Here is a 19588-nt window from a genome sequence, read left to right on the forward strand (position 1 = left end):
AGATCAAGAAGATCGTGACCGGCGCCCCCGAGATCGACCCGGAGACCGGCTGCTTCCCTCTCTCGCACGCGCCCGGACTCGGCGTCGAGCTGGACACCGACGCCGCCGCGCAATTCCCCCAGCAGCGGGCGCACTTCGACCTCTGGGCCGAGGGATGGGAGCAGCGCAGGCCCTCCGGTGACGCCAGGTGAACACCGGCGGCCGGGCCGTCGTCCTCGACGCGCCCGGCCCCTTCCGCCTCACGGCGTACCTCCCCCGGCCGCCGAGTGCGTGGTCGTCGGGGCCCGCCCCGGTGTTCGCCGCTGGGGTCCTGCCCCTCTTCCGCCGGTCGCGCACCGGCTGACGCTCGACGAGTTCGTCGGCAGCGGCTGCCCCCGCGTCGGCAAGGTCCTGCCCCACCACTAGGAGAACCGAGTTCGGCAGACGAACAGCCCGACCTCATGAAGAGCCAAGGAGTACCCGTGTCCCACTCCCCCGCCACCCCTCGCCGCCGGCCGGGCGAGCAGATCCTCGGCCCGCTCGGCCTGGCGGCCGCGCCGCTCTCCCCCGACGACGCGTCCACGCACACCTTCCCCGACGGAGGGAGGTGGCGCACCGAGATCCCCTCCGTCGAGGGGCCCGAGGCGCTCGACACAGTCCTCCGTGAGGCCGAACGGCTCGCCGTGCCCGTCCACCGCGTCAGCCAGGGCAGCGGCGTCTGGATGCTCACCGACGACGAGATCGCCGAGATGGTGAAGGCGGCCGCGGAGCACTCCGTCGAGCTGTGCCTCTTCACCGGCCCGCGCGGCACCTGGGACATCGGCGCCTCCACCCGTACCGACTCCCGGGGCGGCGGTCCGCGTGCCCGCGGGCACGCCGCCGTCGCCGGCTGCGTGGAGGACGCCGTCCGGGCCACCGAACTCGGCGTGAAGTGCCTCCTGGTGGCCGACGAGGGCGTCCTGTGGACCCTGCACCGGGCGCGGACGGCGGGACTGCTCCCGGCGGACACCACGCTCAAGGTGTCGGCGCTCATCGGACCGGTCAACCCGGCCGCGTACGCCGTCCACGAACGGCTCGGTGCCGACTCGGTCAACGTGCCCAGCGACCTGACGCTCGACCAGCTCACGGAGATCCGCCGGGTGAGCGCGGCCCCGATGGACATGTACGTCGAGGCGCCGGACGACCTCGGCGGCTACGTCCGGATGTACGAGGTGGCCGAGCTGATCCGCCGCGGCGCGCCGCTGTACCTGAAGTTCGGTCTCGCGAAGGCCCCGGCGCTCTACCCGTCGGGTGCGCATCTGCGGGAGGCGGTCCTGAGCACCGCGCGGGAGCGGGTCCGGCGCGGCCGGCTCGTCCTGGACCTGCTGGCCCGGCACGGGGCGGACGAGGCCATGTCGCCGCCCGGTTCGCGCCTCCCCGGTGCGCTGCGCCGATTCCCCTCCGACGGCTGACCACGACCGACCGACGATCGCCGACGACCGCCGACGACCGCTGACGACCGACCCGACCTGGTCACCTCTTCGAACCGGATGCCCCCATGACGACGTACAACCACCACCGCACCCACCCCGTCGAGCCCTCCCCGCAGCCCTTCGGCCGCCTCCCCGACGGCACCGAGGTGCACCGCTGGTCGCTGGAGAACGGCTCCACGCGCATGACGGTGCTCAGCTACGGAGGCGTCGTCCAGTCCCTGGAGGTCCCCGACCGGGACGGCCGGTACGCCAACGTGTCGCTGGGCTTCGCCCGGCTCGACGACTACGTCGCGTCGAGTCCGTACTTCGGCGCCCTCATCGGCCGGTACGGCAACCGGATCGCCGGGGGGCGGTTCGAGCTGGACGGTACGGTCCACCACATCACCGCCGCGGAGGGCACGCACGGTCTGCACGGCGGCGCCCGGGGATTCGACAAGCGGGTGTGGGAGGTCCGGGGATTCACCGACGGCACCGACGTCGGCGTGGTGCTCACCCGCACCAGTCCCGACGGCGAGATGGGCTTCCCCGGCACGCTCCGGGTGCGCGTCGTCTACACACTCACCGCCGACGGCGACTGGCGCATCGACTACGAGGCCGACACCGACCGGCCCACGGTCGTGAACCTCACCAGCCACGTCTACTGGAACCTCGCCGGCGAGACCGCCGGCTCCGTCCACGACCACGAGCTGACGCTCCCGGGCTCCCGCATCACGCCCGTGGGTCCGGGGCTGATCCCCACCGGCGACCTGGCGCCGGTCGCCGGCACACCCTTCGACTTCCGCCGGCCCAAGGCGGTCGGCGCGGACATCGACGCCGCCGATCCCCAGCTCCTGCACGGCCGGGGCTACGACCACAACTGGGTGCTCGACAAGGGGACCACCGACCGACCCGGCCACGCCGCCACGCTCCGGGACCCCGGGTCCGGCCGCGTCCTGCGGGTCGCGACGACCGAGCCCGGCGTCCAGTTCTACTCCGGCAACGTTCTCGACGGCCTGCCGACGGGCACCGGTGGCCGCGCCTACCGCGATCGCGACGGCCTGTGCCTGGAGACCCAGCGCTTCCCCGACTCCCCCAACCGGCCCGCGTTCCCGAGCACGGTCCTACGGCCCGGCCGGACCTACCGCTCCTCGACGGTGCACTCCTTCACCGCGGAGTGACCACGCCCCGCCCGGGGCGACGCGACGGGCCCGCGCCCTCCCCCGGAGGCGCGGGCCCTTCCTGTGCCGTCAGCAGGTCTGTGCCGTCGATGGGTCTGTGCCGTCAGTAGGCCGACGGCCAGCCGCCGGACCAGCCGAGCAGGTTGACCCCGAGCTTGGCGCGGCCCGCGTCCTGGCCGTCGTAGTAGTGATAGACGAGCAGATGGCCGTCGCTGTCCTTGAGGACCGACTGGCCGCCCGGGCCGACGACCCGGCCGTGGGATTCGAGGACGAGGGTGCCCCCGCCGTCCGTCATGGGCACGCCCGCCCGGTCGAGGTAGGGGCCGGTGATCCGGGTGGCCCGGCCCACCTTGATCTTGTACGTGGAGGACGTGCCCGCGCAGCACCGGTCGTAGGACGCGAACAGGAAGTAGACGCCGTTGCGCTTGACGAGGGACGGCGCCTCGATGCCCTGGCGGTCGGGGCGGGCGGCGAGCGCGCGGACGGCGGTGTCGCTCGCGTGCCGCCGGCCGGTCGCCGGGTCGAGGCGGACGAGCTTGATCCCGCTCCACCAGGAGCCGAACGAGAGCCACCAACTGCCGTCGTCGTCGACGAAGAGGTTCGGGTCGATGGCGTTGTAGTCGTCGCCGGAGCCCGAGGACAGCACGATGCCCAGGTCGGTCCAGGTTCCGGGCTGCCCGGTGGTGGAGGTGGCGAGCCCGATGGCGGAGTTCTGGGAGCCGAAGCTGGAGACGGAGTAGTACATGACGTACCGGCCGTCCCGGTACGTCATGTCCGGGGCCCACGCCTCGGGCACCGAGGAGTACCCGCTCCACCAGGCGGGCTTCACGGCGAAGGCGTCACCGGCCCGGGCGAAGGCGATCCGGTCGGCCGAGGTGCGGAGCTGGAGGCCCTGGCCGGTGGAAGCGAGGAGGTAGCGGCCGGTGGCGTCACGGATCATCGTCGGGTCGTGGACGGCGATGTCGCCGGTCACGTGCCCGGGGTTCGGGTAGGCGGTGGCGGTCTGGGGGACGAGGGCCAGGATCGCCGCGGCGGTGGCGGCGAGCGGGACGGAGAGTCTGCGGCGGAGGCGGGGCGCGATGCGGCTCATCGGCGTACTCCTCGGGTCGACGGCGTGCTCTTGGGGTTACTGGTGTGCTCCTCGGGTTACCGGCGTGCTTTTGGGGTTACTGGTGTGCTCCTCCGGTCACTGGCCGGCCAGGCCGGTGTGCGCGATCCCGCGCACGATCTGGCGCTGGAACAGCATGAAGACGATCAGCAGCGGCAGGCCCGCGATCACGAGCGAGGCCATGATCTGGGCGTACCGGACCCCGAAGCCGGACTGCACGTTGACGAGCCCCACGGGCAGGGTCATTCCGTTCGGGTCCGTCGTCACGAGGAACGGCCACAGGAAGTTGTTCCAGGTGGAGATGAAGGTGAAAATGGCGACCGCCGCGAGGACGGGCCGGGAGAGCGGCATGACGATGGTCCAGAAGACCCGCCAGCGGCCGGCGCCGTCGACGAAGGCGGCCTCCTCCAGTTCGCGGGGCACCCCCTCGAAGAACTTCACCAGGATGAACACCATGGCGGGCACGGCGACCTGAGGCAGGATCACCCCCCAGTAGGTGTCGACCAGGCCCATGCGCACCATCTGCGTGAAGAGGGGGGCGATGAGCACCTGGGGCGGCACCATGATCCCGGCGAGGACCAGTCCGTACAGCAGTTTGCGTCCGCGGAAGTCCGTGCGGGTGAAGCCGTAGGCCGCCATGGCGCACGTGACCACGGTGAGCAGGGTGGTGAGCCCGGAGACGACGAACGAGTTGACGGTCCAGCGCAGCAGCGTGCCCGACTCCCACACCTTCGCGTACGCCTCGAAGGTGATGCGCGAGCCGATCCACTGGAGCGGTGTGCCGGTCGTCTCCCCCTCCGGCTTGAGGGAGGTGGCCACGGCCCAGAGCAGCGGCAGCAGCCAGGCGGCCGCGAGCAGCAGCGCGGCGGCGAGCAGCGCCACCCGGCCCCCGGTCCAGCGGGGCCGCCTGCCCTCGGCGGGGCGGGGCGGTCCGGTACGGTCACGGGCGACGGCGAAGCTCACTTGCCGGCCTCCTCTTTGCGCCGGGCCAGCCACGGCTGGACCAGGGAGACGATCAGGATGAGGGCGAAGAAGATGTACGAGACGGCGGAGGCGTAGCCGATCCGGTAGCCGGTGAAGCCGTGCTGGTAGACGTACTGCAGGATCGGCCGGGTGGAGTCGTCGGGGCCGCCGCCGGTCATCAGGTAGACCTGGTCGAAGATCTTCAGCGAGGCCAGTACCTGGAGGACGACGACGAGGCCGGTGGTGCGCCGCAGCAGGGGCAGGGTGATGTGCCACAGCCGCTGCCACGCGCCGGCGCCGTCGAGCTCGGCCGCCTCGTACAGATGCTGCGGTACGGCCTGGAGGGCCGCGAGGTACAGCAGGAAGTTGAAGCCGACCGTCCACCACACGGTGGTCAGGACGATGGCGAGCATGGCGTAGCGGGCGTCGCTCAGCCAGCCGATGCCGGGCTCCAGGCCGGCGGACGCGAGAAGCTGGTCGGCGAGACCGAAGTCCGGCGGGAAGATCATCTGGGCGAAGAGCAGGCAGACGACGCCGGAGGGCAGCAGGAAGGGCGCGAACCAGCTCAGCCGCCACAGCCACTGCACCACCCTCAACTGGTGGGCCAGCAGGGCGAGGACCAGGCCGACGACCACGAGCGGAACCGTGGAGAGCACGGTGAACCAGACGGTGTTCCCCAGCGAGGACCACATCTGCGGATCGGCGATCGCCTCCGCGTAGTTGTCGAGCCCGACGAAGTCCGCGCCGGTGCCGGTGATGTTCTCGCTGGTCACACTCATGCCGAGGCCGCTGATCAGCGGCCACACGAGGAACAGCCCGTAGACGAGGAGGAAGGGGGCGACGAAGACGAGGCCGTGTTCGGTCCATCGGCGCCGGACGGCCACCGGTCGCGCCGCGCCGGCCGCGCGGCCGGTTCCGGCCGCCTTCGGCGCCGGGGCGGCGGTGGGCGTGAGGGTGGTCATGACGCGACTCCGGGAAGCGGGTTGCGGGTGTCGAGAAGCCGGCCGAGCCGCTGCTTGGCCTCGGTGAGCGCGGCGCGTGGCGTGCGGGAACCGGTGAGCAGGGTGGAGAACACCTCGCCGAGTTCGATCCACATCCGGGAGGCGGAACCGGCGAACCAGGCCGGTTCGTCGAGGACCACGTCGTTGATCACGGCGCGGTAGGCCGACTGCGGTTCGAGCGCGAGGTAGGCGGGGTCGTCGAGAACGGGCAGATAGGCGGGGACGTGCCCGCCGGCCGCCCACTCCGCGGAGTGCTTGAGCATCCAGGCGACGAAGGTGCAGGCCGCCCGGTCCGTGGCCGCGTCGCGGTGGCGCCGGTGCGGCAGGACGAGGGCGTGGGAGTCGGCCTGCGCGGTGGCCCTCGGCCCGAACAGGGCGGGGACCCGGGTCATCGAGAAGGCGGTGCCACCGGTGCGGAAGGTGGTCACCTCCCAGCCGCCGTTCAGGTGGAACGCCGTACGGCCCTGGTCGAAGATGCCCACGGAGGCGCCGTAGTCGGCGCGGCGGACCCAGAGTCCCTCCTCCACGAGGGACGCCATGAACTCCAGTACGCGCAGGGCCTTGGCGTCGTCCAGCGCGAGGCGCTTGCCGTCGGGCGAGAGCACCGTGCCGCCGGTCTGCGAGTAGAAGGTGGAGAACAGCCGCCAGGGGGTGATGCAGTCGGGCCCCAGCGTCTCGGTGACGAGGGCGGGGGCCCCGGTGACCTTCTTGACGGCGCGCAGCGCGTCGGTGAACCGCTCCACTCCATCGAGCGGTTTGAGCCGGTCGCCGTCCATAAGCCCGGCCTTGCGGCACAGTTCGGTCTGGTAGTAGAGCACCATCGGATGGGTGTCGAGGGGGATCGCGTACTGTCTGCCGGCGATCTGCCCGCGCCGCCACAGGTCCGGGGGGAAGTCCTTCGGGTGTACGCCCGCCTCGGCGAGCAGGTCAGGGTCGAAGGGGTCGAGCAGCCGGCCGGGGCCGAACCCGGCGAGCCGGGCCATGTGGAGTGCGGCGAGTTCCGGCGCCCGTCCGCCGGCGCCCGCCATGCCGAGCTTGGTGTAGTAGGGAGCACCCCACTGGAGCGTGGTCGCCTCCAGCTCGATGTCCGGGTGGGCGGCGCGGAAGGCGCTCAGCATGGTCTGCATGTTGACGCCGTCGCCGCCGCCGAACAGGTGCCAGAAGCGCAGGTGGGTGCGGCCGGACGCGGCGGCCGTGGGCGCCGCGCAGCCCGCGGCCAGAGACCCGACGACACCGGTGGCGCCGGTGGCGGCGAGGGCGCCCAGCGAGCCGGCGAGCACACGGCGCCGGCTGGGGTGGGATGGATGCATAGCGGCTCGTCTTCCCGGGGTGTGGGAGGCCGTCAGGCCAGGCGGATCATGGTCCAGGACAGGGGTTCGAGTGCGGTGGTGAGGGTGCCGTCGGCCAGCTCCGCGCCCTTGCCGGCGTGGGGCGTGACGCGCTCCGGCTCGTCGAGCGTGTTGCGCGCCTCGGGATCGTCGTCGGCGAGGACGGAGTGCTCGACGATCTCGGTGAGGTGCAGACCGCTGAGCGCGACGCGCAGGGGCAGGGGCCGGTGCTGGTCGCGGTTGACCGCGAAGACGGTGACGGCGCCGGTACGCGGGTCGCGGACCGCCGTCGCGTGCAGCAGCGGCACGTCGCCGTAGGCCGCGGTGGCGTATGTGGGCGAGTCGACGCGTACGTCGAGCACCTGGCCGCGGCCGTACCGTGACGCCTGCGCGAAGGGGTGGAAGGTGGTCTGCCGCCAGGCCGGACCCCCCGGTTCGGTCATGATCGGCGCGATGACGTTGACGAGTTGGGCGAGGCAGGCGACGGTGACCCGGTCGGCGTGCCGCAGCAGGGCGATGAGCAGCGAGCCGAAGACGACGGCGTCGGTGACGGAGTAGTTGTCCTCCAGCAGACGCGGGGCTTCCGGCCAGTCGAGCGGGTTGGCCCGGGCCTCCGCCTCGAAACGGCTCTGGTACCAGACGTTCCATTCGTCGAAGGAGAGGTTGATCCTCTTCTTCGACTTCAGCCGGGCGCCCACGTGGTCACAGGTCGCGACCACGTTCTCGATGAACGACTCCATGTCCACGGCGGACGCCAGGAAGGAGTCGCGGTCGCCGTCCTTCTCCTCGTAGTAGGCGTGCAGGGAGATGTGGTCGACGAGGTCGTACGTCTCCTCCAGCACCTTCGCCTCCCACGCGGCGAAGGTCTCCATGGCCTGGCTGGACGAGCCGCAGGCGACGAGCTCGATGTCCGGGTCGATCTGCCGCATGGCGCGCGCGGTCTCGGCGGCGATCCGGCCGTACTCCTCGGGAGTCTTGTGGCCGGTCTGCCAGGGGCCGTCCATCTCGTTGCCCAGGCACCACAGCCGGATGCCGTACGGCTCCTTGTCCCCGTGGGCGATCCGCAGATCGGAGAGGGCGGTGCCGGAGGGGTGGTTGGCGTACTCCTGGAGCTCGATCGCCTCCGCCACCCCGCGGGTGCCGAGGTTGACGGCCATCATCGGCTCGGCCTCGGGGCCGGCCTTCTTCAGGAAGGCCATGAACTCGCTCAGCCCGAAACGGTTGGTCTCGGTGGAGCGCCAGGCGAGGTCGAGGCGGCGGGGCCGGTCCTCGACGGGGCCGACGGAGTCCTCCCACCGGTAGCCGGAGACGAAGTTGCCGCCGGGGTAGCGGATGGCGGTCACACCGAGCTCGCGCACGAGGGCGAGGACGTCGGTGCGCAGGCCCGCCTCGTCGGCCGTGGGGTGACCGGGTTCGAAGACGCCGGTGTAGACGCAGCGGCCCAGGTGCTCGACAAACGAGCCGAACAGACGGGGGTTCACCTCGCCGACGGTGAAGGCCGGGTCGAGGGTGAAGCGCGCGGCGCGGTCCGGGGTCGGGGACATGGCTTCCTTTCGAAGGTGCGGGTGTGGGGGACGGTGAAGCCGGCGGGCCCGCCGGTCAGCGGGTGACCGTGGGCCAGCCGTCGGCGTCCCAGGAGAGCGGGGTGAGGCCGAGCTTCGGGGTGCCGCCGTCCTCGGCGTCGTAGTAGTGGTGGACGAGGGTGTCGCGGCCCCGGTCACGCAGCACCGACTGGCCGCCGGGCCCGAGGTACTTGCCGTGCCCGGCCAGCAGGAGGTCGCCGCCGCCGCTGGTCATCGGCGTGCCGTCGCGGTCGGTGTAGGGGCCGGTCGGCGAGGTGGACCGGCCGACGCGGATGTTGTACGTGGACTCGGTGCCCGCGCAGCAGCGGTCGTAGGAGACGAAGAGGAAGTAGTGGCCGCCGCGGCGGACGATGTACGGCGCCTCGACCGCATAGGGCGCGTCCGGCCGCGTGGCCAGGTGGTGCACGGTTCCGCCGGTCACCGGCCGGCCGGTGCGGCCGTCGAGCTCGACCATGCGGATCCCGGTCCAGTAGGAGCCGAAGGACATCCAGAGCCTGCCGCCGCCCTCGACGATGCCGGGGTCGATGGCGTTGTACGAGTCGGTGGTGGTGGTCGCGAAGATCTTCCCGTGATCGGTCCAGGTGCCGGGGCGGCCGGTGGCCGAGGTGGCGAGGCCGATGGCGGAGTGGTTGGAGCCGAAGGAGGAGACCGCGTAGTACAGCCAGTACCGGCCCTTGCGATGGACGATCTCGGGCGCCCAGGGGTCACTCTCCGCCGAGTAGGCGCGCCACCAGTCGGGGAGGGCGGTGAACGCCGACCCGGCGCGCTCCCAGTGCCGCCCGTCCCGGGAGGTGCGCGCCTCGATGCCGCCGTGCGTCGAATAGACGACGTAGGTGCCGTCCTTGAGCCGGATCGCCGCGGGGTCGTGGACGACGGTGTCGCCGGTGACGGGCAGCGGTTCGGCGACGGCGGGCGCGGAGGGTGTCTCGGCCGCGCTCCCGGTGGGGGCGAGGCAGACGAGGACAGTGGCCCCCGCGGCGAGGAGCGTCGTGACGCGGCGTACGGCGCCACGTGTGGCGGAGCGGCCAACGGGCATGGGTGGGGCCTCCTTCGACGAGGAAGTGGACGGGGTGTGGGACTCACGCCCAGGCGTTCGGCATTTCGAACGCTGGTCGTCACTTCGAATGGCGAAGGTAGACGGCCGGAAACATGCCGTCAATGGTTCAGACGGATATCCCGAACATGGTTCGGGATCCCGAACGCGAAGGACTTATACGCCCTGACTCCGGCTTCAACTCTCCGGTGGAGAGCGACTGTTGGTCGGTCGGCCCGACCGTCGCCCTGCTGACATAGAGGCCGTCGAGGCCGACCCACCGAAGGCGCACGCCGTGGGACGCCGTACCGGCAGGGCGACCACCCCCGCCGAGCGCACCCTGCGGCGTGTAGCGACGCAGCGCCGCACCGTCTCGGGGCCACCCGGACACACCCGTCGACGGCGACGGCGAGCCTGTCCGGCGAGCCCCCGGTGACACCGACCGGCATCACGCGCACATCGCCGTCCGCCCCCCAGACGGTCAACTGTGCGCCGCCCGGGGGCTCGTCGTCACCCATGGCCCCCGCCCACAGGCTGCCGTCCGGCACCACGGCGGAAAGCGGACCTGCCGCCGACGCGGGGTCAGGCGGCTCCGGCGTGCTGCTCCGTGGCGAGCACGTCCCGATGCCCGGTCACCGGGTCGTCCGTGCGCACGAGCGAACCGCGGACGTCGACCCGGAGAGGAGCCGGCGCCCGGCCGCGTCCTGGGTGGGCCCGTCACCGAGCTGCGCCGTACCGAGGCCCCTTGGCCACCCGCTACGACAAGCGTGCTCGCCACTACCAGGCCCTGGTCTCCCTCGCCCGCCTACGTCTCCGGCTGCCCTGACTCTCCTGACACGACCTACGTCTACCAGGTGGTGATGCCTCGTCACGCTTCAAGCGGTTGAACCACCGTCCCACCACGTTGCGGCGCCTGTGAACCTCGCGGTCGAAGCCGCCGGGCGGCCGCCTCGTCTCCCCCGCCGGGCTCGGTTGCGGGACCTCGTCCCTGGTCGAGCCGCCCGGGAATCGCGTGGGCGACGCCTTGCCGGCGGAGCCACGTGCGCATCGATTTCGAGCGGTAGCCCTTGTCGCCGATGACCCGATCGCGTCGGACCCGACGCGGTCAGGCGGCCTCACCGGCCGTGATCCGTACGCACTCCTGCACGACCTCGCGCAGATCGCATCCGCCGCGGTGGAGCTCGCGCTGACGCTGGGCTCCGCCGCCACGCGCGAGAAGGGCTGTCAGGGCACGGTGGGCCCCATCTCGGTCTCCGCAGTCGCGCAGGGCCGCGTCGGTGTACTCCAGCAGGGCGTCCAGGGCCGCTTCGGCGGGCGTCTCGCGCAGGGTGCGGGGGTCGAGGAGCGGCCCCTGGAGTCCGGAGCGGGCGGCCCGCCAGGACGCCAGCCGCAGCAGTCCGGCCGGGATCCGGGCGGGCGGTTCACCGTCGCGCCAGGCGCGGGCGGCGGTCTCCACGAGCCCCCGCGCCAGGGTGGCCACCAGCACGGTGGTGTCCGCCTCCAGGCAGACGTCGGCGACACGGATCTCCACCGTCGGGTAGCTGTGCGAGAGCCGGGCATCGAAGTAGACCATCCCCGTGTCGCGCAGGACCCCGGTCGCCAGCATGTCGCGCACCCGCTCGTGGTAACCCTTCGCGCTGCCGAACGGTTCGTACGGCCCGGCGGACGGCCACCGGTTCCAGACCCGGCTGCGGTAGCTGCTGTACCCGCTGTCCTGGCCGTCCCAGAACGGCGAGTTGCCGCTGATCGCGTTCAACAGGTACAGCCAGGGCCGGATCCGGTCCAGGACGGCGACGCCCTCCTCGTCGGACTCCACGGAGACGTGGACATGGCAACCGCAGGTGAGCTGCTCCTGCGTGGTGAGGGCGAACTGCTCCGCCATCCACCGGTACCTGCGGCCGAGGTTCCGTGACGGCTCCACCGGCAACGGCGAGGTCGCCAGGGCCGCGACCCGGGCGCCCGCCTCGGCGGCGTGACGCGCCGCCGCCCCGCGCAGGCGGACGATCTCGTCGCGCAGTTCGCGCATGTCGCTCAGGGGGCGGGTGGCGAACTCCAGCTGCTCCTGGTGCAGCTCCTTCTCGAATGCGCCCTGTTCCTCCCCGTCACCGCTGACCGCCTCCGCCGCCAGCACCGCCGGCGACACCGCGAGCGGTTCGCCGGTCGTGGCGCTGACGAGCAGCAGCTCCTCTTCGACTCCTACGGTGCGCATGAAAGCTCCTGTACGACACGGGGCCACGCCCGACCGACCCGGCCCCGGACCTGGTGAGGCCGCAGGTCATGCGTATGCCCGGGACAGCGCGGATGACGCCTTCGGCAAGGCCGTACGGGCGCTTGGTGCGCCGGTCGGTGGAGCCGCCGGCCATCCGTACGGCGAGGGTGAGGCGGCGTGCGGCCGCGGATCCGGTCTCCGAGCGGGCGGGCTGTGGCGACCCGCATGGACGACTGCGGCCCGACGGGTCGTGGAGCCGCCGTGGGGGGGGCGGCGTCCGACGTCGCGCCGGCTCACCTCGTGGCGGCCACCGAGTCCCACCCGGTGACCCTCCCCGCCGGCCCGCCGCCGAGCCGCTCGGCCACGCCCACGCCGTCGATCAGTGCCTCCCCACCCGGCCCGGTACCCGGTCCGTCGAGCTGGCCGCCCCGGATGGCGAGACTGTGCGATCGGACCGACGGCGTCGTCGCCCCGGGGATCGTCATGCTCTGTCGGGACGCCTACGGCCGCCGGCGCGCCTCCGGCCCCGTCGGCCGGGCGGGCCGTGGCTGTCAGCTTTCCGGGTGTTCTCCAGGGCCCTGGCGGCGCGGGGCCAGAGGCGTGGGGGAAAGAGCGGAGGTCTCCTCGCCGGGTTCGAGCAGGGTGTCGGCCGCGCCGACGATGAGCGGATCAGGCTCGCCCACGGCGGCCAGGTCCTTGTTCGCGTAGTCGAAGCGCGACAGCAGGCTGCGCATGGCCTCCAGACGGGCCCGCCGTTTGTCGTTGCTCTTGACCACCGTCCACGGCGCGTGTGCGGTGTCCGTCGCCCGGAACATGGCGACCTTGGCGGCGGTGTAGTCGTCCCAGAGATCGAGCGAAGCCAGGTCGGTGGGAGAGAGCTTCCACTGCCGTACCGGGTCCACCTGGCGGATCGCGAAGCGGGTGCGCTGCTCGGAGCGGGAGACGGAGAACCAGAACTTCAACAGGTGGACGCCGTCCTCGACCAGCATGCGCTCGAACAGCGGGCACTGGTGCAGGAACAGTGCGTACTCCTCGTCGGTGCAGAAGCCCATCACCCGCTCCACGCCCGCCCGGTTGTACCAGGAGCGGTCGAAGAACACGATCTCCCCGGGAGCCGGCAGATGAGCCACATAGCGCTGGAAGTACCACTGCCCCGCTTCCCGCTCGGTCGGCTTGTCCAGGGCCACGATCCGGGCGCCGCGCGGGTTGAGCCGCTCGGTGAACCGCTGGATCGTGCCGCCCTTGCCGGCGGCGTCCCGGCCCTCGCACACCACGATCAGCCGGGCACCGGTCTCCTTGGCCCAGCGTTGCAGCTTGAGCATCTCGATCTGGAGGATCCGCTTGGCCCGCTCGTACTCGCCCCGCCGTACCTTCCGGTCGTAGGGGTAGTTCTCCTGCCAGGTACGGATCGGTTCGCCGGCGGCGCTGAGCAGGACGGGCTGCTCGGGCCGGCTCGCGTCCACGCTCAGACCGTTCAACAGGTCCTGCCGCTCCCCGGCCGCGGCCTCGCCGGCCTCGCCGTCCTTGACCTCGCTCGCGTCGACCTCGCTTTCCTCGACGTCGTCGACCTCGACCTCCGGCTTCACGCCGCCCGCCGCGCTCGCGTCGGTCACCTCACCCACCTGCCCCCGTCGCTGTCCTGCTACCTGCCGGTGCCCTAGGTCCGGCACGCCAACCCTCGCCGACGGCGTTGATCCCGTTACGGGCGGATGTGCGTCGGGCCCGGTCAGCGGGGCAGACGGCCCCCAGGAGGTGATCCATCGTGTCCAGGCGCGGCAAGGTGCCGGAAAAGGTGTGGGCTGCGGCCGCTGAGAGAGTCGCCTACGTGCGGCGTGCCGTACGGTCGTCGGGAAGCGAGCGGGACGATCTGCTGCTCACGGGGAAGACCGTCGTCGCCGCCACGGTCGCATGGATGCTGGCCCACCACTTCCTGCCCCCGACGGTCTCCACCTTCGCGCCCTTCACCGCGCTGGTGGCGGTGCAGGCCACGGTCTACCGCTCCTTCCGGGAATCCGTCCAGTACCTGCTGGCGATGTCCCTGGGGGCCACGCTCGCCGCCGCAGTGGCAGCCACCCTCGGCCTGCACGCGTGGACCCTCGCGCTCCTCACCTTGATCGCTCTACGGATCGGTCGGGTACGCCGTCTGGGACAGCAGGGCATCCAGGTCGCCGTCGTGGGGCTCTTCGCCTTCTCTTCCGGTGAAGGACGGATCGACTACATCGGCCACCTCGCCGTCTCCGTGGTCCTGGGCGCCCTCTGCGGACTGGCCGCCCACCTCGCGCTCGCTCCAGCACGGCGCACGAGCCACCGGCAGCAGGACGTCGCCCACCTCTACGACGGTCTGAGCCGGCGTACCGAAGACCTGGCCGGCGCCTTCGCGGCGAGCGCTCCCGACGCCGAGCAGGTTCGGCAGTGGCGCCAGGACTGGCGCGGGCTGTCCGCCGACTGCGATCGCATTCGCGGGAGCATCGACGTCGAGGAGGAGAACGCGAAGCTGAACCCCCGCCGGAGCTTCGACGGGGATGCCCAGGCCCTTCCCCGGGCTCGTGAGGCGCTCACGGTCGCCCAGCGCTGCCTGGATCACCTCCGCTCCTTGACCCGGACGCTGGACTTCGCCCTGGCGGACGAGGAGCTCGACACCCTGCCCGGCACTTTCCGCTCCGGCCTCGGCTCGCTGTTGCGGCGGGCGTCCACCGTGATGGAGGAGCTGGGCAAGCCGTCGCCCACCGGCGACGACCGCCTCACCGAGATGCTCGACGCGGCGGACAACGAACTCGGCACGCTCGAACGGCAGGAACTGACGGCCCCGGAAGCCCGCCCGCCCGCCCCCACACTGCAAGGCACACTCCTCACCGACGCGTCACGCCTGCTGGCCGAGCTGCGCTGGGGCCGCCAGGCTCTGGCCGCGGTCTCGACCGCGGAAGCACCGCGAGCCCAGGCACATGCCCGAGGCCAGGCCCTCGGCACGAGGCCGACCAGGCGCGGACCCGACCGCTGACACGGCGAGACCCCGCCGCGACGGGGGGATGCGCGGCGGGGCCTGCCCTTCGCGTGCCCCGTATCGGCCGGGCCACACCTTCGGGGCCGGTCCGATCCTGGTCTCGGCCGCCTCGACGACCACGTCGCGGACGCCCGGACCCTCCTTCTGCGGGGTGCGCAGGCGGGCGGCCTGGCTGTCGGACTCCCTGGACCGTGGTCGGTCCACGGCTACCGGCTGAGAACCTCCACGAGGTCTACGAACAGCAATGTGCCGAAGACGGCGACAGCCCCGATCCCGACCACCAACAGGGTCACCACCAACGCGATGGCCATCGTGATCCGTGTGCGTCTCACAGCTGACTTGTATGCGGCGTCGTCGTCCCAGTCCTGATCATGCATGGCAGCCCCCTCAGCAGGCACCGTACCCCCACCCCGTCTGCCGTCGGCCCGCACGCACATGGAGCCGGCGCCTGCTGGGCTTGTGCAGGTGCCGGGCGACTGGCCGCAGCATCTGCGACCGGGGTACAGCCAGGACCGGGGGGCGGCTGTCACTGATGTGGACCACCGGACCACGGCCGAGGAGCCGGGTCTGGAGGAGACCATGCGGGAGCAGGACCGGCAGGTGCGCGACGGCGGGTGATGGCGGGCGGTGCTCGCGGACGAGGACCCCTCGGCGGCGAGGCCGGCGGCCCGGCGGCCCGGCTGTTGGTCGCCGACGTCCGCGGCCGTGGTTCCGTCTGCCCGGACGAGCTGGTGGCCTGGGAGCTGACGGTCAACGACCCCGGCCGGCTGTGGCTGCCGGGCATCGGCATGCCGATGAACTGAACCGGCCGGCCCCCGGTCCCGCGTTCGAGGATGCGCCTCGTCTCGCCCGTGATCCGCTGGGTGTACTCGGCGTATCGGCCTCGTACTACGCCATCGCGCTGGCTGCCACCACGGCCGTGGAACGCAGGAGTGGCAGGAGCAGCCGTGCGTGGTGCGGGTAAAGCCGCCGGCCCCGGTCGCGTTCCCAGGTGGTCTCCGACCGGCCGGTCGGGCTTCTACCAATCGACAACCGGACGGCGGTCGCTGTCTTGCCGAAGTCGTCTTTCCAGGTGCCCGATCCTGACCGGGGTTCTGTCCAGATCCAGTCCAAGGCGCGCCCATCCAGTCGCCGCATACGCTGCGGTCGCGATTGCGCGGCGTCGCGGCCTGACGCTGAGGCCGCTGCGGGTGAACGGCGTTGAGGCACCCGAAGGAGCTCTGGGCAGCAAGAAGGATTGTGCTGCCCGTTATCAAGCGAAGGGTCCCCGCCTTATCTGATCCATGTCCTCCATCGCATGTGGGACGGAGGGCATTGGCCCGATTCAACTGCATGCTCGATGGAGGTGCCGAAGAATACGCAGTCTGGGTAAACCGGCTGTACTGCGTACCAGCAGGCGGTCACCAGCAGTGTGAGCGCCAGGGCGGAGATCAAGTGTCTCCGTGTCGGGCGGCCCGAGACGGGATGAATCATGTCGATGATCATATGGTCGGCCGGATGGCGAGCTGAGTGTGCTGCCATGTACCCAGCGGGGGCTATGCCGAGTGCTGGAGGCGCTGGGCGGGGCCGGCGGTCCGTGTTGCCCACCGCCCCCGGTGGAGTTGTCCACCGGGGGCGTCATCTGTTGCACGCGCGGCCCTACCGGCTCCCATGAAAAACCGCGATGGGAAAGGATGGCCTGGGGCATCCCGGCCGCGAACTCGTGCATGCCATCGACCCCGCCTTGGCGGTCTGCCGCCGGACGCGGAGAGCCGCTACGAATTCCGGACGGCGGAAGGCCGCCCGGGGGGTCCCGAGCGGCCTCCGTGTGAGCGTGCGGTGTCAGCGCACCGGGTCAGGCCAGAGGTACGGCGTCGATCACCCGTTGCGGAACCGTCCACACCCCGGTGGCCACGCCCGTCGGGGTTCGCCGGCCTTCGGTGATCAACCAGACGGCCGGCGAATCGGGGGACTTCAGGCGGGTGCCGTCGGCGAACTCCGCGGGCAGCGACTGCCAGACACGGTTCGGCACCACCTGCATGGGAACGTCCGCATACCCGCTGGCCGTCAGCTCCTCCATGCTGTGGAACGGGACCTTCGCCCCGCCCACGACCGCCGCCTGGCTCAGCGAACCGGCGTCCTTGATCCGGGTACCGTCCGCGATCTTGGTCGTCATGGCATCCCACACCCGCACGGGGACGACCTGGCGCGGCTTGGCGCCGTACCCGGCGGCCTGGAGTTCGTCCATGGAGTGGAAGTCGACGCGTGCTCCGCCGACCACCGCAGCCTCCGACGTGGCCCCACTCTTCGCGATACGGGTACCGTCCGCGATCCTGGTCGTCATGCCGTCCCACACCCGGACGGGGACGACCTGGCGAGCTTTGGTTCCGTAACCGGCGTCGTTGCGTTCGGCCTCCGTATGGAAGTCGACCCTGGCACCGCCGACCACCGCAGCCTCCGACGACCACCCGCTCTTGGCGATACGGGTGCCGTCCGCGATCCTGGTCGTCATGGCGTCCCACACCCGGACGGGGATGACCTGGCGAGCTTTGGTTCCGTAACCGGCGTCGTTGCGTTCGGCCTCCGTGTGGAAGTCGACCCTGGCACCGCCGACCACCGCAGCCTCGGAGGGCGACCCGCTCTTGGCGATACGGGTGCCGTCCGCGATCCTGGTCGGGAGCGCGTCCCACACGCGGTCGGGGATGGTCCACATCCGCTTCTCGCCGAACCCACAGGCGATCAGTTCGTCCATCGACATGAACGGCACCTTCGCCCGCCCGACGATGCCCGCCTGCGAACTGCTGCCGGCCTTCTTCACGCGCGTGCCGTCCGCGATGCGGTCCGGGATGAGGCCGAACGCCCGGCCAGGAAGCGGGCGGACCTTCGACGCCCAGTCCGTACCGAAGCCGGAGTCGATGACCTCCTGCGGCGAGGCGAAGTTGACCCGCGCACCTCCGATCATCGCGGCGACCGGCGTACTGCCGCCGGTGCCCTGGATCAGGATGCCGTCGTCGGGCACGTCGGCCCGGATCATGGTGAACGCGCGCGCCGGGACCGTGCGGACCTTGCTCGCCCAGTCGGTGCCGAAGCCGGCGTCGATGACCTCCTGTGGGGAGGCGAAGTTGATCCGGGCGCCGCCGAGCATCATCGCCACCGGCGTCGGCACGCCGTTGGCGATGCCCTGGATGAGCGAGCCGTCCGGCGGGATGTCGGCGTGGAACTCGTTGAACGCGCGGCTCGGGATCGCGCGCACCTTCTCACGCCAGTTGGTCCCGTATCCGGTCTCGACCACTTCCTCGGGTGAGAAGAAGTTGATCCGCGACCCGGCCACGAACATGGCGACCGGCGTCGAGGAGCCGCCGCCCGTGCCCTGGACGAGCGTGCCGTCCGCCGGGACCGTGCCGAGGGAGTTGAACGAGTAGTCCGACACGATGACGACCTTGGAGGGCCAGTCCGTGCCGTGACCGGTGTCGATGACCTCCTGCGGCGAGGCGAAGTTGATACGTGCCCCGCCGACGACCTGCGCGACGGGCGTCCCGTTGCCGCCGTTCCAGCCCTGCACCAGGGTCCCGTCGGAGGGCACCCGGTTCATGTGGTCACGGGCGTCGACCGACCAGTCGGAGATCTTGGGCGGACGGCCGCAGTTCACCGGGGAGTTGCAGTGCGACTGGTGCAGGGGCGCGCCTCCGGCGAAGATGTACACGCGGCCGCGCTGGTCGATGGCCGACGAGCCGTTGCGCGGGGTCTTCGGACCGGCGTCGATGACCGACTGGTAGGTGGGACGGGGCGTGGAGTCGCAGATCCCGCCGTCACACGTGGCCTGCCAGACCGGCGCGCCGCCGACCATCTTGTAGATGCGCCGGGTGTCCGTGGTGTGCAGGATCGTGCCGTCCGCCAGGCCGTGGACCGAGGTCACCGGCTGCGGCTGCGGAGGGGCGGGCGGGTTGGTCGGACCGGGCGCCGCGCCGCCGCCCCGCCCCGTGCCCTGCGTGACCTTCTTGAAGCCCTCGCTCTTGGGCAGGTGCACCCAGAGCGCGGATTCGTGGCCCACGAAGTGCTCCATGCCGGCGTTGCACCCGGCCGGGGACCACGTGCGCGTCAGGAAGACGCGCTCGGTGAAAATGCCGTAGGAGACGTAGGTGATCTCGTGGGACGGGGACACGGTGTTGGTCTTCAGACCCACCGAGCTCGTCATGGAGGCCTTCGCGCCGATCTGGATCTCGGCGTTGACCTTGGCGACGAGGTAATCGACCGACATGCCGGCCGTGAACTGGGTGCTGAGCTCGACGGTGTCGGACTTGGTGACGGTCACCTCGAGGTTGTCGCCGGGCGCCACACGCCAGGGCCCGTCGGACGCCTTGAAGTCCTCGTAGTGCTTGCTCACGTGCCAGGCGCTCGGTCCGCAGGAGACCGGGAGGGGCAGGGGCGGCGGATCGGCCTGCGCGACCTGTGGCGTCATTGCCACCAGCCCGCCGGTCATCAAGATGCTGGTCAGCGCGGTGAGCGCCGACTTCAGCCTCTGTCTGAGCATCGTGCCTTCCTTCTCTGTCGAGATCTGACTCTTCGTCATGGGCACTTCAAGGGAACGGAAGAGGATGACTGGCCGGTGAGGTGAAGCACGTCGCGTGTCAGGCCGACGGGGGGTCACCTGCGCGGCCATGCGTGTGTCCGGTTGATGTCATCGGCTCGGGCAGCCGAGTGCGGCCTTCTCCAGGCTCAGCTACTCGGCTTCCCCGTACGGGCAGTCCACTGCCGACCATGCGACGTCACATCAG

The 19588-nt window shown here is 71.4% G+C and carries 16 protein-coding genes and 1 pseudogene; 6 read left to right on the forward strand and 11 right to left on the reverse strand.

Annotated elements, in window-relative coordinates; translation table 11 throughout:
- From ACFYV5_RS31345 to ACFYV5_RS31355, 3 genes and pseudogenes are all read left to right on the forward strand, one after another.
- Positions 1 to 191, forward strand: a pseudogene (locus ACFYV5_RS31345) (mandelate racemase/muconate lactonizing enzyme family protein); the annotation flags it as partial.
- Positions 192 to 461: 270 nt separating this feature from the next.
- The gene (locus ACFYV5_RS31350) at positions 462 to 1430 is read left to right on the forward strand and encodes a hypothetical protein (RefSeq protein WP_389174022.1); all 969 of its coding nucleotides are present in this window, start codon (positions 462 to 464) and stop codon (positions 1428 to 1430) included.
- An 86-nt stretch (positions 1431 to 1516) separates the two neighbouring features.
- The gene (locus ACFYV5_RS31355) at positions 1517 to 2608 is read left to right on the forward strand and encodes an aldose epimerase family protein (RefSeq protein ID WP_389174025.1); all 1092 of its coding nucleotides are present in this window, start codon (positions 1517 to 1519) and stop codon (positions 2606 to 2608) included.
- A gap of 103 nt (positions 2609 to 2711) precedes the next feature.
- On the opposite strand, the gene ACFYV5_RS31360 is transcribed toward ACFYV5_RS31355, so the two are convergent.
- The 9 genes from ACFYV5_RS31360 to ppk2 all read right to left on the reverse strand — a co-directional run bounded on the left by ACFYV5_RS31360 (position 2712) and on the right by ppk2 (position 13314).
- Positions 2712 to 3698, reverse strand: a complete 987-nt coding sequence (locus ACFYV5_RS31360; RefSeq protein ID WP_389174028.1) for an arabinan endo-1,5-alpha-L-arabinosidase — start codon at positions 3696 to 3698, stop codon at positions 2712 to 2714.
- Positions 3699 to 3794: 96 nt separating this feature from the next.
- A complete protein-coding gene (locus tag ACFYV5_RS31365) occupies positions 3795 to 4679 on the reverse strand; it encodes a carbohydrate ABC transporter permease (protein WP_355113957.1) in 885 nt (294 codons plus the stop codon).
- A complete protein-coding gene (locus ACFYV5_RS31370; protein ID WP_389174031.1) occupies positions 4676 to 5641 on the reverse strand; it encodes a carbohydrate ABC transporter permease in 966 nt (321 codons plus the stop codon). The genes ACFYV5_RS31365 and ACFYV5_RS31370 overlap by 4 nt, the downstream gene beginning before the upstream one ends.
- Positions 5638 to 6990, reverse strand: a complete 1353-nt coding sequence (locus ACFYV5_RS31375) for an extracellular solute-binding protein (protein ID WP_389174034.1) — start codon at positions 6988 to 6990, stop codon at positions 5638 to 5640. The genes ACFYV5_RS31370 and ACFYV5_RS31375 overlap by 4 nt, the downstream gene beginning before the upstream one ends.
- 32 nt (positions 6991 to 7022) lie before the next feature.
- Positions 7023 to 8552: an alpha-N-arabinofuranosidase gene (locus ACFYV5_RS31380; protein WP_389174036.1), complete on the reverse strand. Its 1530-nt coding sequence runs from the start codon at positions 8550 to 8552 to the stop codon at positions 7023 to 7025.
- Positions 8553 to 8607: 55 nt separating this feature from the next.
- Positions 8608 to 9627: an arabinan endo-1,5-alpha-L-arabinosidase gene (locus ACFYV5_RS31385; protein WP_355113949.1), complete on the reverse strand. Its 1020-nt coding sequence runs from the start codon at positions 9625 to 9627 to the stop codon at positions 8608 to 8610.
- Between the two features lie 1102 nt (positions 9628 to 10729).
- Entirely contained in the window at positions 10730 to 11833 is a 1104-nt protein-coding gene (locus ACFYV5_RS31390; protein ID WP_389174041.1) for a glutamate--cysteine ligase, read from the reverse strand.
- A 293-nt stretch (positions 11834 to 12126) separates the two neighbouring features.
- Positions 12127 to 12318, reverse strand: a complete 192-nt coding sequence (locus ACFYV5_RS31395) for a hypothetical protein (protein WP_389174044.1) — start codon at positions 12316 to 12318, stop codon at positions 12127 to 12129.
- A gap of 66 nt (positions 12319 to 12384) precedes the next feature.
- Positions 12385 to 13314 carry a polyphosphate kinase 2 gene (ppk2, locus tag ACFYV5_RS31400; RefSeq protein ID WP_389174541.1) on the reverse strand — a complete coding sequence of 310 codons (930 nt, stop codon included), beginning with the start codon at positions 13312 to 13314 and terminating at the stop codon, positions 12385 to 12387.
- Between the two features lie 344 nt (positions 13315 to 13658).
- Between ppk2 and ACFYV5_RS31405 the strand changes: the two genes are divergently transcribed.
- Positions 13659 to 14831, forward strand: a complete 1173-nt coding sequence (locus ACFYV5_RS31405) for an aromatic acid exporter family protein (protein ID WP_389174047.1) — start codon at positions 13659 to 13661, stop codon at positions 14829 to 14831.
- Between the two features lie 209 nt (positions 14832 to 15040).
- On the opposite strand, the gene ACFYV5_RS31410 is transcribed toward ACFYV5_RS31405, so the two are convergent.
- The gene (locus ACFYV5_RS31410) at positions 15041 to 15211 is read right to left on the reverse strand and encodes a hypothetical protein (protein WP_389174050.1); all 171 of its coding nucleotides are present in this window, start codon (positions 15209 to 15211) and stop codon (positions 15041 to 15043) included.
- An 88-nt stretch (positions 15212 to 15299) separates the two neighbouring features.
- Between ACFYV5_RS31410 and ACFYV5_RS31415 the strand changes: the two genes are divergently transcribed.
- Together ACFYV5_RS31415 and ACFYV5_RS31420 are read left to right on the forward strand one after the other, a co-directional pair.
- The gene (locus ACFYV5_RS31415) at positions 15300 to 15452 is read left to right on the forward strand and encodes a hypothetical protein (protein ID WP_389174053.1); all 153 of its coding nucleotides are present in this window, start codon (positions 15300 to 15302) and stop codon (positions 15450 to 15452) included.
- Complete coding sequence (locus ACFYV5_RS31420) at positions 15452 to 15637, forward strand: hypothetical protein (RefSeq protein ID WP_389174056.1); 186 nt, start codon at positions 15452 to 15454, stop codon at positions 15635 to 15637. The genes ACFYV5_RS31415 and ACFYV5_RS31420 overlap by 1 nt, the downstream gene beginning before the upstream one ends.
- A gap of 1031 nt (positions 15638 to 16668) precedes the next feature.
- Here the strand turns inward: ACFYV5_RS31420 and ACFYV5_RS31425 are convergent.
- Positions 16669 to 19344, reverse strand: a complete 2676-nt coding sequence (locus ACFYV5_RS31425) for a hypothetical protein (protein WP_389174058.1) — start codon at positions 19342 to 19344, stop codon at positions 16669 to 16671.
- Positions 19345 to 19588 lie beyond the last annotated feature (244 nt).

It is taken from the genome of Streptomyces sp. NPDC003035, assembly GCF_042888285.1.
GTDB lineage: Bacteria > Actinomycetota > Actinomycetes > Streptomycetales > Streptomycetaceae > Streptomyces.

Coding starts and splice junctions, on each gene's coding strand:
- ACFYV5_RS31355 (WP_389174025.1), top strand. CDS start 1,517: ATGACGACGTACAACCACCACCGCACCCACCCCGTCGAGCCCTCCCCG.
- ACFYV5_RS31360 (WP_389174028.1), bottom strand. CDS start 3,698: ATGAGCCGCATCGCGCCCCGCCTCCGCCGCAGACTCTCCGTCCCGCTC.
- ACFYV5_RS31370 (WP_389174031.1), bottom strand. CDS start 5,641: ATGACCACCCTCACGCCCACCGCCGCCCCGGCGCCGAAGGCGGCCGGA.
- ACFYV5_RS31375 (WP_389174034.1), bottom strand. CDS start 6,990: ATGCATCCATCCCACCCCAGCCGGCGCCGTGTGCTCGCCGGCTCGCTG.
- ACFYV5_RS31380 (WP_389174036.1), bottom strand. CDS start 8,552: ATGTCCCCGACCCCGGACCGCGCCGCGCGCTTCACCCTCGACCCGGCC.
- ACFYV5_RS31385 (WP_355113949.1), bottom strand. CDS start 9,627: ATGCCCGTTGGCCGCTCCGCCACACGTGGCGCCGTACGCCGCGTCACG.
- ACFYV5_RS31390 (WP_389174041.1), bottom strand. CDS start 11,833: ATGCGCACCGTAGGAGTCGAAGAGGAGCTGCTGCTCGTCAGCGCCACG.
- ACFYV5_RS31395 (WP_389174044.1), bottom strand. CDS start 12,318: ATGACGATCCCCGGGGCGACGACGCCGTCGGTCCGATCGCACAGTCTC.
- ACFYV5_RS31410 (WP_389174050.1), bottom strand. CDS start 15,211: ATGCATGATCAGGACTGGGACGACGACGCCGCATACAAGTCAGCTGTG.
- ACFYV5_RS31420 (WP_389174056.1), top strand. CDS start 15,452: ATGGCGGGCGGTGCTCGCGGACGAGGACCCCTCGGCGGCGAGGCCGGC.
- ACFYV5_RS31425 (WP_389174058.1), bottom strand. CDS start 19,344: ATGCTCAGACAGAGGCTGAAGTCGGCGCTCACCGCGCTGACCAGCATC.